This window comes from Bacillus sp. FJAT-22090 (assembly GCF_001278755.1).
Lineage (GTDB): Bacteria > Bacillota > Bacilli > Bacillales_A > Planococcaceae > Psychrobacillus.
Genome location: NZ_CP012601.1, coordinates 2481517 through 2495194 on the forward strand (window position 1 = coordinate 2481517; position 13678 = coordinate 2495194).

Below are 13678 nucleotides of genomic sequence, written 5' to 3' on the forward strand. Positions count from 1 at the left end.
CTCTCTTTCACAATCTCATAGTTAATGTCTTGCATGAAACACAATTCTTTCTACTATTAGTAGAACATAGGGAATCATTAATCCGATAACTGTGCTGATCAGATGTATGTACTCTGGAAGGGCAAGGGCAATTGCAACAGCTGCAACGCCTGATGCGAAGCGAAAAGTTGTGCCGAGACCTGCTCGTCCTTTTCCATTTGTCAACACTCGATCAAATTTCTCCATTCTACGTACTAGAATCCAGAAATTATACAGACCAAATAAAGAACCTAGTGCTAAGCCCGCAAATATTGGCGAATATGGGGTAAATCCCCAACCTAGCGCACATGCTCCGAGCAAAAAAAATATGTACTTTTTCTGCTTCGTATAAATACGTTGCATTTCCTGCATGGGTCTTCAGTCTCCTGAATCATATTTTCGAATGGTAGTAATAATGGCGAACACACCAACCGTAAGGCCAGCGAGTAAACATATTACTAAAAATACTGGAGTGGTTCTAAAAGTATCGTCTATCCACATTCCTGTGAATATACCTATTAAGATAGAACCTACAAGCTGTGAGAGAATCGCAGAATACATCGCTATCCCTTGTAACGGACGTCTATTTCGACGCATAAAAGAGTCCTCACGTTTTTCCTATTTAAGTAAAAACTGTGAAACTAGTAGAAAGTTGATACGACAAGTGTTTCGAGCATGAAACCCCTATCATTGATATCCTTTGTAAGCATACAATAGGGGCAATTTGATGTCAATTAGAAGTAGTGAAATTCTTCACATATACTTCACAATTGACATCTTATCGACAAATTTAATAGAGTCAATTTACTTCTTTTTCTTGAAAAGCCATAAATGATTCTATTTACCCAATTACTTCGTACCGAATAGTCTGTCTCCTGCATCGCCTAACCCTGGAACAATATAGCCATGGTCATTTAGCTTTTCATCTAAAGCTGCAATATAAATATCTACATCTGGATGAGCTTTTTTCAATGCTTCTACACCCTCTGGAGCAGCAATTAGACACATAAATTTAATGCTTGTTGCGCCACGCTTTTTCAAAGAGTTAACTGCTTCAATTGCAGAACCTCCAGTTGCAAGCATTGGATCTACAAGGATGAAATCACGTTCTGCAACATCTGCGGGAAGCTTTACATAATACTCAACTGGTTGCAATGTTTCTGGATCTCGATAAAGACCAACATGTCCAACCTTCGCAGCCGGGATGAGTTTTAAGATTCCATCAATCATTCCAATACCTGCACGTAAAATAGGAACAATCCCTATTTTCTTTCCAGCAAGCACTTTTGATTTTGTTTTTTGTACAGGAGTTTCCACTTCTGTCTCCTCTAATGGTAAATCACGTGTAATCTCAAACGCCATGAGTGTCGCAACCTCGTCTACAAGTTCACGAAACTCTTTAGTTCCAGTGTTTACATCACGGATATATGTAAGTTTGTGTTGAATGAGTGGATGATCAAATACAAATACTTTTGGCATATGGCGTATCTCCTTCTCGTTTTATTTGCAATTCTACTAATTATAACAAAAGAATATGGTTACATACTAGTAATCCTACGTTCTTAATATTGCGTCTATTTTAAGCCGACATAGGATTGTAAATATATTGTCATTGATTGCCTTTGTTCTTTTTCCCACTCCTCACATATTGCCCAATAGTCTTTTTTAAAATTCATTCAAAAATAAAATATAAGAACATCCATTTTACAAATTGAAGTGAAAGGTTAGAAAGTATACAAGTAAAAAGCTACTTTTCCAAAGAAAAGTAGCCTTCATATTACTAAACTATTAATTGTATAATGGGAATTTTGCTGTTAATGCAGAAACACGTTCTTTAGATTCTTTAAGTACAGCTTCGTCTTCATGGTTTTTCAGAAGTTTTGCAATGATTGAAGCGATTTCTTTCATTTCTTCTTCTTTAAATCCACGTGATGTAACTGCTGGAGTACCAATGCGAACTCCTGATGTAATGAAAGGACTAGATGTATCAAATGGAATCGTGTTTTTATTTACTGTAATTCCAACCTCATCAAGTACATGCTCCGCTACCTTACCTGTTAAATCTAAAACAGAAACGTCTAATAGCATAACGTGATTATCAGTTCCACCAGAAACAATACGTATACCTTCTGCAGTTAAGCTATCTGCAAGAGTTTTAGCATTTGCAATCACTTGTGCTTGATACTCTTTAAATTCAGGTTTTTGAGCTTCCCCAAATGCTACAGCTTTTGCAGCAATTACATGCATTAATGGTCCACCTTGAATTCCAGGGAAAATTGTTTTATCAATTTTCTTAGCGAACTCTTCAGTTGTTAAGATTAATCCACCACGTGGTCCACGTAATGTTTTATGTGTCGTCGATGTAACGAAATGTGCATATGGAACTGGATTCGGATGAAGTCCAGCTGCTACTAAACCTGCAATATGTGCCATATCTACAAACAAGTAAGCTCCTACTTCATCAGCAATTTCACGGAATTTAGCAAAGTCGATCGTACGTGAATACGCACTTGCTCCAGCGACGATCATTTTAGGCTTATGTTCTAATGCAATCGCACGAACATTTTCATAGTCGATCGTTTCTGTTTCTTTATCCACACCATAATCGATGAAGTTATATTGAATTCCACTAAAGTTAACTGGAGAACCGTGCGTTAAGTGACCACCATGGGAAAGATTCATACCTAAAATTGTATCACCTGGTTGTAATGCAGTCATATATACTGCCATATTCGCTTGAGAACCTGAATGTGGTTGAACATTTGCATGCTCAGCTCCAAAAATTTCTTTTAATCGATCACGAGCGATATTTTCCACTACATCAACATGCTCACAGCCACCATAGTAGCGTTTACCTGGGTAGCCTTCTGCATATTTATTTGTCAGTACAGAGCCTTGCGCTTCCATAACTGCTTCTGATACAAAGTTTTCTGAAGCAATTAACTCAATATTTGCTTGTTGACGTTTTTTCTCTGCCAGCATAGCTTCATGTACCGCTGGATCTTGTGCTAAAATCTTTTCCACTCTTAGTTCCTCCTCCAATATCATCCGTAAAATGCACGTTCTCCGCCAATTAGCTTTGGACGTGTTCTCGCAATCGTAACGATCGCTTCCCCAATATGCTTTGTGGACACGCGAATCGGAACAGCAACAGGTTTCAATTGCATACCGATAAGCGTTTGTCCTATGTCAATGCCGGCATGTGCTTGTACATGCTCGACAACTACAGGGTCTTGAAATTGAGTGTACGCATAGGCAGACATAGAGCCACCTGCACGAACAACTGGAATAACCGAAACTTCTGGTAATCGATAGAGAAGCTGAGTCTCTCTTTCCATTGTTATTGCTCGATTTATATGTTCACAACCTTGAAATGCTAAATGAACCTTATTTCGATCAGCAAAAGCACGCAAAGGTTCATATAAAACCTCGGCTACCTCTAAGCCACCAGCAGTACCAATTTTCTCGCCGATAATTTCCGAAGTTGAACAGCCAATAACAAATAGATCATTCTCTTTTAAGAACGCTTGCTGCTCAACCTCGAGTAGAAGCTGTTCTATTTGTTTTTTCCACAAACTTTTTGCTTCCATCTAATAATCGCCTTCTTCTATTTATAAATTAGTTCTCTAATGCCGAAATTTTTTCTACACGGCGCTCGTGACGTCCACCTTCAAAGTCTTGTGCAAGCCAAGTAGCTACGATTTCTCTAGCAAGTCCTGGACCTATTACACGTTCACCCATTGCAAGAACATTAGAGTCGTTATGACATCTTGTTGCTTTTGCAGAAAATACATCATGCACTAATGCACATCGAATACCTTTTACTTTATTCGCCGCAATCGACATACCAATACCTGTACCACAAATTAATATACCACGATCAAACTTCCCATTTGCCACACCTTCTGCTACCGGCATTGCATAATCAGGATAATCGACTGAATCATCGTTTGTTGGACCGAAATCCTCATAGGAAAGTCCAAGCTCTTCTAATTGTTGAATAATTTCTTTACGGAGATTATTACCACCGTGATCGGAAGAAATCGCTATTTTCAAATCGTTCCCTCTTTTCTGTTCATATTCCTACTCATCATACCATTATTCTGCACAAAAAAATACAATTCACACGAAGTGAATTGTATTTTTTGACGAATTTCTGTCATTTCTTTAAAAATACTTGTTATTTTAATATATTCTTCAATAAAAAACGAACAATAAATATTATTATAACATTAATATTCGGTTTTTGCGTTTTACGAACATAATGTATACATTATTTTGTATTACGATCAAAAAGGCTTATTACATTATATAGTTCTTCAGATTGTTTCTTCAAATCAACTGATAAGTGATCGATTTCTTCAATAGAACGTGCTTGTTCATCAGTAGCACTTCGTACCTCTTCTGCTCCTGCGGATGTTTCTTCTGCTATTGCAGCAACTTCTTGTGATTGTTGGGCTGTACTTTCAATATTTGTTAACTGCTTTTCAACCAATGAAGATATTTCTACTACTGATTCGGCCATCTCATGTATTTTATTGGACATACCTTCTACTGCCTCGTTTGTCTCAGAAACACGCTTCGCTTCACCTACAGCAAAGCTTACTTGATTTGTCATTTGTTGAACGACAGTTTGCACATCCGTTTGGATAGCAAGGATAAGCTCAGATATTCCTTGTACCGCCTTAGCACTTTCATCCGCTAGTTTGCGAACTTCTTCAGCTACAACTGCAAATCCTTTTCCATGCTCCCCCGCACGTGCAGCTTCAATAGACGCATTTAATGCAAGCAAGTTCGTTTGAGCAGCGATATCTCCAACTAACTGAATAATACTTTCGACTTTTCCTGCGTTTTCTTCTAATTGGTGCACATTTCCTAATGCTGCCTCACTACCAGAAGCAATCTTCTGGATCCCATTTACAAGCGATTGTATAGCTTGCGTAGTTTGGGCTAGTCCATGAATCATTTCCTGCGATTGTACAGAAGACTTTTCAGCACGTTTATTTACTTCTGAAGCAAGCGTTCTGACGTCTTCTACAGATTCTGCTGTTTCTTGCACTGCTATCGCTGATTGTTCTGCACCTTGTGAAATTTGTGCAATCGTACTTGCGATTGCTTCTGCTTGCTCCGATGCCACAGATGATTGCGCTGATAGTTGTTGAACAGTATTATTTGTCTTCTCAAAGTTCTTTTCAATGCCTTGAACCATTTCTCTTAAATTCACAAGCATCGCCTGAAATGCTACTGCAACGGATTGAATCTCATCTTTGGATTTGGGAACTTCCACATCCACTCCAATTTTTCCTTCTGAAGCAAGATTTGCAACTTTTTCTAGATTAAATAAAGGCTTAATAAGTAATCCACTAAAAAAGTAAGCCAATATACCAGACCATAAAATACCTAAAGCGTACATAGCAATCTCAAAAGGTACAGATTTAGTAGTAGTATCAAAGATAAGCGGTTGTATAAAATTAATAAAAATAGCACTTGTTGTATATGTAATTAAAGCTAAAACAGTGACAAACAGCACAATCTTCTTTTGTATTCCGAACGCATACTTCTTCTTTTTTTCTTTCATCCTTAATCCCCCTGAAGTTTTTTCACTAGTTCATCCGTTAGTACATTCAATTCTCTATACGTAGCTTCATATGTACGCAAGTCTCCACCATATGGATCAGATACATCATGTACAGCTTGGGGTGTTACGTACTCAGTGTACATGTAGACTTTTGATATCGCATGCGGAAATGCAAAGATGATGGCTTGTTTATGGGATGCCGTCATCGTTAATATGATATCTGCCCAGTCAACTATTTGTTCATTTAATGCGGATGATTTATGTTTAAACTGGATAGATTCATTCTCCAATACTTTTTGCCCATTTGAAGACATATTACCTCCATCCATCGCATAAATACCTGCTGAACGCACCTCCACACCATTTAAATGACGCTCTTTCAACAATGCCTCTGCAATTGGACTACGACACGTATTTCCCGTGCAAACAAATAATATATTCATCGTACTAATTCCCCATCTCTAGTATATAATAAAAAGTCCTATAATTGTTTTAAATTTTATGATTATTTTTGACTATATTTTGTGAATCTACATAATTCGGTTAATTATTTTGTAACGTTAAAATTCCCATTATTAATAATATCAGTCCCGCAAATCTCATGATGAAAGCTCGGTTCATAATTGCATATTTATATATTATATTTTGCGCAATAAACACTGCTAAAAATGAAAAAATTCCCGAGCTGAGTATGAATATAAACTTCTCTACTTTTAGCATACCAAATGAAATACTTACTGAAAAGGTATCAACGCTTGCTACGACGGCCAATAGAAACGGAGATAAAAGAGGAGCTTGCTTTGGAGATTGTGTAAGAATCATTTGTAATCCCAGTAATGAAAGAAGAACTCCAGATAAATAGGGACTTGCATGCTGAAGATAATTCTGCACGATAATCCCTGCGTAATAACCGATTAAAGGAAAAAGCATATGTAATGCCGCAACCCATGCAGCTAGAGTAAATACTTGTTTCCTATAAGATACAAGAGAAAACAATATTAGTACATCCACAGACATTAATACACCAGCCAAAATTTCACGCCACAAAAAAATCTCCCCCGTCCATTTGCATAATTAACTATATGCAAACTATTAGGAGAGAATACACTCAGACTGTATGAGAAACGCTTTCATTCTTCGTTGCTAGCACTTCGTTGTAAGCTCATGAACTTAAGTTCTATTCGCTTTCGCCTCGCCTGACAAGTGTTTCATTACAGTCTTTAAACTATTCCTCTACATCTATATCGCTGATACTCAAAGAGATTATTAACTATACCAATTACCTTTAGCAGCCTTTTCTAATCTATTCATGATCGCACTTCCAACTCCATGTTTAGGAAAAGCTGGTACAAGGACTAAATCAGCATCTGATTCATCACATTTTCTAAGAGCTTCGTACAATAGGTGTGCAGCATCTTCCAGTTGATTTTCCTTGCCTAATGTAAAAAAGTAATCCGCATTACTTTCACTGTATAGGTCACTTGCAATTAGCGCTACTTTTTTATGATCACTATGTATGCTTTCCACTGCTTTTTGAACTTCAATTATAGAAGCTTCTATTAAATAGACTGGAGCATCCGGTGCGTAATGTGCGTACTTCATTCCTGGCGCTCTAGGAGCTTCTGCTTTGTCAGTCAGTTTTGCTTCATTTACTGGACCAATCACTTTTTCAAGCATTTCTTTTGTAACTCCACCTGGACGAAGAATTGTTGGTTTGTCTGTTGTAACATCCAAAACTGTAGATTCTAAGCCAATCCCTGTTGTACCTCCGTCTACTATTAAAGGTATCTTTCCTTTCAAGTCATGTAGCACGTGGACTGCCTGAGTCGGACTAGGTTTTCCGCTTCTATTTGCACTCGGAGCAGCAACTGGTTTTTTTAAACGTCTAAGTAATTCCAGGGCTACTGGATGCTCAGGCATTCTCACACCAACTGTATCTAATCCGGCTGTAACGTTTTCAGCAAGAGTATTTGGTTTTAATGGCAAAACCAACGTTAGGGCTCCTGGCCAAAATGCATCCATACATTCCATTGCAAGCTTCGGTATATTCATCGTAAATGAATGGAGATCTTTTTTATCACCAATGTGAACAATTAATGGGTTATCCTGCGGTCTTCCCTTCGCCTCGAATATTTTTCGGACAGCAGTTTCTTTGGTAGCATCAGCACCTAATCCATACACTGTCTCTGTTGGAAATGCGACCGTTTCTCCATCATTTAATAAATCCACAGCTTGTGTATAACCATGTTCTTTTGTGGATAAGTTATCCACACTCACAATTTGTGTTTTCATGTCGTAATTACTCCTTTCTCTATAAGTTGTCCACATTTTGTGTATAACTATTAATTATATGTGGATTATTATGTGGAAAACTTCTTTTTTAACCATTCCCATACAAAAAATTTAGGTTTCTCTTTTTTCTTTTCTTCATCCTTATAACAAACTTTTGGAAACAGTGCACACCACCAATTATCCCCGCGACCACTGCCTATTGTAATAACAATCGAATCTACGTGTGTTTGTGCTACTATCCCATCATTCCACACTTTCGGAGGAAATAATGCTTGTCCTGTGGATAAAGTGATTTTTTCTTCATATTTTTCTGACAACTTATCCACAACTTGCTCTAACTCGACATATGTTTCCTGTGGATTACTTTGGTACGTTCTTAAAATGGGCTCAATACTATCTCTTACTTCATTTTTAAATTGTTGATCTTCTACCGAATTGCTATTGGCAATAAGACGAAATCGTGTTCCATCTGTTTGCTCCATAGGTTGAAATAGAATAAATAAACAAAATTGAATAAGTAGCAACATCCATACGAATAAAATAACCGCGTCTATTTGTTTGCCAATCCTTGGTGTTCTTTTTATCTCGTAATCTGGTAACATATAACATTCCTCCCTTAGGAACATTGTTACCAATAGATTCATAACTTATTCATTGATTGTACAAAAAACAAAACGATTTTTTTTATTAATGTCCTTAACCACTTCTACTGCCGCATTAGGAAATGCTTTTTGAAGCATCTTTTGAACAGCTGTGCCCTGCTCGTAGCCAATCTCAAAGCCTATTAAACTTGGGATATTCATCATGGTAGGAAGCTGTTCTGCCATTTTTCTATATAATTGTAATCCATCTTCTTCTGCAAACAATGCTAGATGTGGCTCGTATTCTATTACGGTATCGGAAAGGGACTCTGCTTCCTGTTGTCCAATGTAGGGTGGATTAGATAAGATGATATCCCATTTTTGATTTGCAATAGGCGCGAGTAAATCACCTTGTTCGAATTGAACTTCGGCGTCTAAACGCTGAGCATTTTTCATCGCAACTCGGAGTGCTTCGGTTGAAATATCGGTTGCAGTTACTATAGTATTCGGCATTTCTTTTTTTATGGAAATCGCAATAGCACCACTTCCAGTTCCGATATCAGCGACCTGTATTACTTTATTGGTACCAAACAATTTTAATGCACGTTTTTTTACATCTTCTATTAATTCTTCTGTTTCAGGTCGAGGGATTAAGACGTTTTCGTTTACTATAAAATCTCTCCCATAAAACGTTTCCTGTCCAATAATGTATTGAAAAGGACGACCAGTTGCATGCTCCTCCACATATGCCCAAAAAGTTTGGAACGCTTCTTGGGATATTTCTTCATACATAGCCATCATCAATTCAGAATAATTTTTCTTTAATACATGCTGCAACAAATAACGAGCCACTTCTTTTTCTCGATTATTCTCTTCTAAAAAAGAAGAAGCCCGGGTTAGGGCCTCATAAGTTGTTTTACACATTCGTATCATTCATTCTTTCTAATTTTTCGGCTTGATCCTCCAATATTAATGCATCCACTACTTCATTCAGCTTTCCTTCTAAAATCTGGTCAAGCTTTTGAATTGTTAAACCGATGCGATGATCCGTCACACGATTTTGTGGATAATTATATGTTCGAATTCGCTCTGAACGGTCACCAGTACCTACGGCAGATTTACGAACTGCATCATATTCGGCTTGTGCTTCTTGACGGAATTTATCAGCAACCCGAGCACGTAGAATTTTCATAGCCTTTTCTCTGTTTTTAATTTGCGATTTTTCATCTTGCATGGAAACTGTAATGCCTGTTGGTAAATGCGTCATACGAACAGCTGACATTGTCGTATTAACGGATTGTCCACCCGCTCCAGAAGATGCAAATGTATCCACACGAACGTCCTTTTCATGGATATCAACATCCACTTCCTCCGCTTCCGGAAGAACAGCAACAGTTGCAGTGGATGTATGAATACGTCCACCAGACTCTGTTTCTGGTACGCGTTGTACACGATGGGCACCGTTCTCATATTTCATTTTGGAATAAGCATTCGTTCCATTAATCATGAAAATAATCTCTTTGAATCCACCAAGTCCAGTAGGAGAGGATTCCATAATATCAATTTTCCAGCCTTGTGTTTCTGCATATCTACTGTACATTCTGAATAAATTCCCAGCAAATAAAGCAGCTTCGTCTCCCCCAGCAGCTCCACGAATCTCCATAATAACGTTTTTATCATCATTCGGATCTTTTGGAATCAATAGAACTCTAAGACGTTCTTCAAGCTCTGCAATTTGGTTCTCCAAATCATTTACTTCTTCTTTTACCATATCACGCATATCTGCATCGAGCTTTTCATCTAACATCAGCTTTGCGTCGTTATATTGACTTTTTACATCCTTGTATTCACGGTACGCATCTACTGTCGGCTGCAAATCTGATTGCTCTTTTGAATATTCTCTTAGTTTTTTTGTATCATTGACCACATCTGGGTCACTAAGCAATTCATTTAAATTATTATAACGATCTTCTACCGATTGTAATCGATCAAACATCGAGCTCACCTCGTTCATTTAAGTCTATATCATTCCTATTATAAAGAAAAAGTCTCTTCCTCGCTACTTTTTCTAATGGAGAGTGTTTATTTTTAGTGAAGGGAGACTAATTTGTCTATGGGAGCAACCATATTAAAATGAAAGCAACCAATTCCAATACATCAGCAACCATTTCTCATTCTCTGATAGATTACGCGTGTAATTATTTTCCTTTTAAAGTTGCAAAATAGCACTTCGAGACTAATTACGTTGCAACCGAGACCAATTCACAGCTATACGAGACCATTTCCCTCTGAAACGAGACTAAATCCAGAGTAGCCGAGACCATTTCTCAAAATAAGTCTCTGATAGATTACAGGTGTAATTATTTACCTTTTAAAGTTGCAAAATGGCACTTCGAGACTAATTACGTTGCAAACGAGACCAATTCACGGCTATGCAAGACCATTTCCCTCTGAAACGAGACTAAATCCAAAGAAGTCGAGACCATTTCTCAAAATAAGAGTTATCTCACGTGAGATAACTCTTTGAAGTTCATAATTTATAGAGGTGGATTGGCGTGGCATTTTCGACATACAGGGTAATAAGTGTCATTGCCGCCAATTTGAATTTGCTCCCCAGTATATACAGGCTTTCCTGCTTCATCCACACGTAAATTCATAATTGCTTTTTTATGGCAGAACCAGCAGATCGTCTTCATTTCCTCGATTTTATCGGCATAGATGAGCATATAACGGCTGCCTTCAAATAACTCATTTTGAAAGTCATTTTTTAATCCAAAGCCCATCACCGGAATGTCTAGCTCGTCCACTACTTTAGTCAATTGTAAAACATGCTCTTTTTTCAAGAATTGTACTTCGTCAATTAACACACAATAAGGTTTTGGTGAATGTTCTTTTACCAATTCATATAAATTCGTATCATCATATGTAGCTGTTGCTTTTCTCTTTAAACCTATTCTACTAGAAACATATCCTACTTCATCTCTTGTATCGATTCCAGGTGTAAAAATAAGAACAGGTTTATTTTGTTCTTCATAATTATGTGCAACCTTCAGAATCTCAATAGATTTTCCGCTATTCATTGCACCGTGCTTAAAAAATAATTGTGCCATTTGAATTCTCCTTGTGAATCTTCTAATTTTCCTCTATTCATTTATAACATAAAGAGGCTGGCATCTACATAGATAATAATCAAAAAATCAAAAAAACAAAAATACCTGCAAAACACAATTGTGCTTTGCAGGTACTTGGTAATTAGTTTTTAGCTTCTTCTTTGATACCGTATTTTTTGTTGAAGCGATCAACACGGCCATCCGCAGCTGCGAATTTTTGACGTCCAGTATAGAATGGGTGACATTCGTTACAGAACTCGACACTGATGTTTGATTTTACAGAACCAGTTGTGAATGTGTTACCACATGAACATGATACTGTTGCTTCTTTGTAATCGGGATGAATTCCTGCTTTCATCTCTATCTCTCCTCTCGCCCTGAACCATCTGGAACAGAGTTGGTTATAAAACTGATACCTTACACGATCCGATTGATTGCCAACCGTATATGTAGCAGAAAATTGTAAACTTACATTGAACATAATAGCATGTCTGTTATTAAAATGCAAGTTCTTCGATTATAGAGAAACTTTCCCACTGCGATGCGCTTTCATTTCTACTGCCAGTTGCTCAAAGAATGCTTCGTTCGTTTTTGTTTGTCGAAGTTTCTTTAAGAAACGCTCCGCAAAATCGGATGAATCGGAAAAAGTTTTGCGAATAGCCCAAAGCTTGTCCAATTGATCTTTTGGAATGAGAAGTTCTTCTTTTCGCGTACCCGAGCGACGAATATCGATTGCTGGGAAAATACGACGTTCTGCAAGACTTCTATCTAAATGAAGTTCTAAGTTACCTGTACCTTTGAACTCCTCATAAATTACTTCATCCATACGAGACCCAGTATCAACTAATGCAGTAGCAAGAATCGTTAAACTGCCGCCTTCTTCAATATTACGGGCAGCTCCAAAAAATCTTTTTGGACGATGGAATGCTGCAGGGTCAATCCCTCCGGAAAGTGTACGTCCGCTTGGAGGGATTACTAAATTGTATGCACGGGCAAGACGCGTGATTGAATCCATTAAAATGATTACATCACGTTTATGCTCTACTAAGCGCATTGCTCTTTCTAAAACAAGTTCCGCTACTTTCACATGATTTTCTGGCACTTCATCAAACGTGGAGCTCACAACATCCGCCTTTACCGAACGTTCTATATCGGTAACTTCTTCTGGACGCTCATCTATTAATAAAACAATCAGTTCCGCATTTGGATGATTCGTCGTAATAGCATTTGCGATTTCTTTTATTAATAACGTTTTCCCTGCTTTTGGAGGTGCAACAATTAAACCACGCTGTCCGTATCCAACAGGTGCTACCAAATCCATTATGCGAGTCGATAGTTTTTCAGGAACGGTTTCTAATTTAATATGGCAGTCCGGATATAAAGGTGTTAGAGCAGGAAAATGAACTCGTTCCTTCGCTATTTCTGGATCTTCACCATTTACTAGTTCCACATGAAGTAGGCCGTAATAACGTTCACTTTCTTTTGGAGGACGAACTTTTCCTGTTACTTTATCACCATTTCGAAGGTCAAATCTTCTAATTTGAGATGCCGAAATATAAATATCCTCTGAACTCGGAGAGTAGTTAATAGGACGTAAGAATCCAAAGCCCTCTTGTTGAATAATCTCTAAAACACCTTCCATGAAGAAGAAGCCTTCTTGTTCTGCTCGAGATTTTAAGATAGCAAAAATAAGTTCTTTCTTTGTAAGCTTGCTATACGCTGCAATTTTGAACTTTCTTGCAAGTGTATAAAGCTCTTTTAGAGTCATACTTTCTAACTCATTAATTGTTGTTTGTGTCATTGGCGTTGCACCACTCTTTATTTTATTTTTATGTTCCTATTTATTTTTGGGAATCAAATACAACAAGTTGAATTTGCGACAACTATTGCTCTCCTTTAGATTTACTACATTTTTTAATGGCTTCACCTAAATGGATTGTCTACACTTATCTATTTGTAACTGTTGATTAAGGTTAATAGGATTGAAGTTTGTTAAGAGGATACCCAATCAGAATTGGCTGATTAGAATGTTAACAAATGCAGTTTTAGATGTCGTGAACTTAGAATACCTCGACTGACAAGCGTTTTCAAGACTTTTT

The 13678-nt window shown here is 37.5% G+C and carries 16 protein-coding genes; all 16 read right to left on the bottom strand.

What is annotated here, in order from left to right; genetic code table 11:
• Positions 1–21 precede the first annotated feature (21 nt).
• Positions 22–390, bottom strand: coding sequence for an ATP synthase subunit I (locus AM499_RS12440; protein WP_053590522.1), 369 nt, complete (start codon positions 388–390; stop codon positions 22–24).
• 6 nt (positions 391–396) lie between these two features.
• Positions 397–615 (bottom strand): AtpZ/AtpI family protein, encoded by a 219-nt coding sequence (locus AM499_RS12445; RefSeq protein WP_053590523.1) that lies wholly within the window; start codon positions 613–615, stop codon positions 397–399.
• 252 nt (positions 616–867) lie between these two features.
• Positions 868–1497, bottom strand: a complete 630-nt coding sequence (upp, locus tag AM499_RS12450) for a uracil phosphoribosyltransferase (RefSeq protein WP_053590524.1) — start codon at positions 1495–1497, stop codon at positions 868–870.
• Between the two features lie 309 nt (positions 1498–1806).
• Complete coding sequence (gene glyA, locus AM499_RS12455; RefSeq protein WP_053590525.1) at positions 1807–3042, bottom strand: serine hydroxymethyltransferase; 1236 nt, start codon at positions 3040–3042, stop codon at positions 1807–1809.
• A 20-nt stretch (positions 3043–3062) separates the two neighbouring features.
• Complete coding sequence (locus AM499_RS12460) at positions 3063–3608, bottom strand: TIGR01440 family protein (protein WP_053590526.1); 546 nt, start codon at positions 3606–3608, stop codon at positions 3063–3065.
• A gap of 28 nt (positions 3609–3636) precedes the next feature.
• Positions 3637–4074 (bottom strand): ribose 5-phosphate isomerase B, encoded by a 438-nt coding sequence (gene rpiB / locus AM499_RS12465; RefSeq protein WP_053590527.1) that lies wholly within the window; start codon positions 4072–4074, stop codon positions 3637–3639.
• A 217-nt stretch (positions 4075–4291) separates the two neighbouring features.
• On the bottom strand, positions 4292–5596 hold the full coding sequence (locus tag AM499_RS12470; protein ID WP_053590528.1) for a methyl-accepting chemotaxis protein: 1305 nt from the start codon (positions 5594–5596) through the stop codon (positions 4292–4294).
• 2 nt (positions 5597–5598) lie between these two features.
• A complete protein-coding gene (locus tag AM499_RS12475) occupies positions 5599–6039 on the bottom strand; it encodes a low molecular weight protein arginine phosphatase (RefSeq protein ID WP_053590529.1) in 441 nt (146 codons plus the stop codon).
• A 100-nt stretch (positions 6040–6139) separates the two neighbouring features.
• On the bottom strand, positions 6140–6643 hold the full coding sequence (locus AM499_RS12480; protein WP_053590530.1) for a manganese efflux pump: 504 nt from the start codon (positions 6641–6643) through the stop codon (positions 6140–6142).
• Positions 6644–6862: 219 nt separating this feature from the next.
• Positions 6863–7888, bottom strand: a complete 1026-nt coding sequence (locus tag AM499_RS12485) for an L-threonylcarbamoyladenylate synthase (protein ID WP_053590531.1) — start codon at positions 7886–7888, stop codon at positions 6863–6865.
• A gap of 68 nt (positions 7889–7956) precedes the next feature.
• Entirely contained in the window at positions 7957–8490 is a 534-nt protein-coding gene (locus tag AM499_RS12490; protein ID WP_053590532.1) for a stage II sporulation protein R, read from the bottom strand.
• Positions 8491–8535: 45 nt separating this feature from the next.
• Entirely contained in the window at positions 8536–9402 is an 867-nt protein-coding gene (gene prmC / locus AM499_RS12495; protein ID WP_053590533.1) for a peptide chain release factor N(5)-glutamine methyltransferase, read from the bottom strand.
• Positions 9386–10465 carry a peptide chain release factor 1 gene (prfA, locus tag AM499_RS12500; protein ID WP_053590534.1) on the bottom strand — a complete coding sequence of 360 codons (1080 nt, stop codon included), beginning with the start codon at positions 10463–10465 and terminating at the stop codon, positions 9386–9388. The genes prmC and prfA overlap by 17 nt, the downstream gene beginning before the upstream one ends.
• Before the next feature lie 541 nt (positions 10466–11006).
• Positions 11007–11579, bottom strand: coding sequence for a thymidine kinase (locus AM499_RS12505; protein WP_053590535.1), 573 nt, complete (start codon positions 11577–11579; stop codon positions 11007–11009).
• Between the two features lie 142 nt (positions 11580–11721).
• Positions 11722–11937 carry a 50S ribosomal protein L31 gene (gene rpmE, locus AM499_RS12510; protein ID WP_053590536.1) on the bottom strand — a complete coding sequence of 72 codons (216 nt, stop codon included), beginning with the start codon at positions 11935–11937 and terminating at the stop codon, positions 11722–11724.
• A gap of 159 nt (positions 11938–12096) precedes the next feature.
• Positions 12097–13380: a transcription termination factor Rho gene (rho, locus tag AM499_RS12515; protein WP_053590537.1), complete on the bottom strand. Its 1284-nt coding sequence runs from the start codon at positions 13378–13380 to the stop codon at positions 12097–12099.
• Between the last annotated feature and the right edge of the window lie 298 nt (positions 13381–13678).

What these genes read in the sequence shown, in the direction of transcription:
- rho (WP_053590537.1), bottom strand. Translation starts at nt 13,380, where the DNA reads ATGACACAAACAACAATTAATGAGTTAGAAAGTATGACTCTAAAAGAG.
- rpmE (WP_053590536.1), bottom strand. Translation starts at nt 11,937, where the DNA reads ATGAAAGCAGGAATTCATCCCGATTACAAAGAAGCAACAGTATCATGT.
- AM499_RS12470 (WP_053590528.1), bottom strand. Translation starts at nt 5,596, where the DNA reads ATGAAAGAAAAAAAGAAGAAGTATGCGTTCGGAATACAAAAGAAGATT.
- AM499_RS12505 (WP_053590535.1), bottom strand. Translation starts at nt 11,579, where the DNA reads ATGGCACAATTATTTTTTAAGCACGGTGCAATGAATAGCGGAAAATCT.
- AM499_RS12445 (WP_053590523.1), bottom strand. Translation starts at nt 615, where the DNA reads ATGCGTCGAAATAGACGTCCGTTACAAGGGATAGCGATGTATTCTGCG.
- AM499_RS12440 (WP_053590522.1), bottom strand. Translation starts at nt 390, where the DNA reads ATGCAGGAAATGCAACGTATTTATACGAAGCAGAAAAAGTACATATTT.
- AM499_RS12485 (WP_053590531.1), bottom strand. Translation starts at nt 7,888, where the DNA reads ATGAAAACACAAATTGTGAGTGTGGATAACTTATCCACAAAAGAACAT.
- AM499_RS12460 (WP_053590526.1), bottom strand. Translation starts at nt 3,608, where the DNA reads ATGGAAGCAAAAAGTTTGTGGAAAAAACAAATAGAACAGCTTCTACTC.
- AM499_RS12490 (WP_053590532.1), bottom strand. Translation starts at nt 8,490, where the DNA reads ATGTTACCAGATTACGAGATAAAAAGAACACCAAGGATTGGCAAACAA.
- upp (WP_053590524.1), bottom strand. Translation starts at nt 1,497, where the DNA reads ATGCCAAAAGTATTTGTATTTGATCATCCACTCATTCAACACAAACTT.
- prfA (WP_053590534.1), bottom strand. Translation starts at nt 10,465, where the DNA reads ATGTTTGATCGATTACAATCGGTAGAAGATCGTTATAATAATTTAAAT.
- prmC (WP_053590533.1), bottom strand. Translation starts at nt 9,402, where the DNA reads ATGATACGAATGTGTAAAACAACTTATGAGGCCCTAACCCGGGCTTCT.
- AM499_RS12475 (WP_053590529.1), bottom strand. Translation starts at nt 6,039, where the DNA reads ATGAATATATTATTTGTTTGCACGGGAAATACGTGTCGTAGTCCAATT.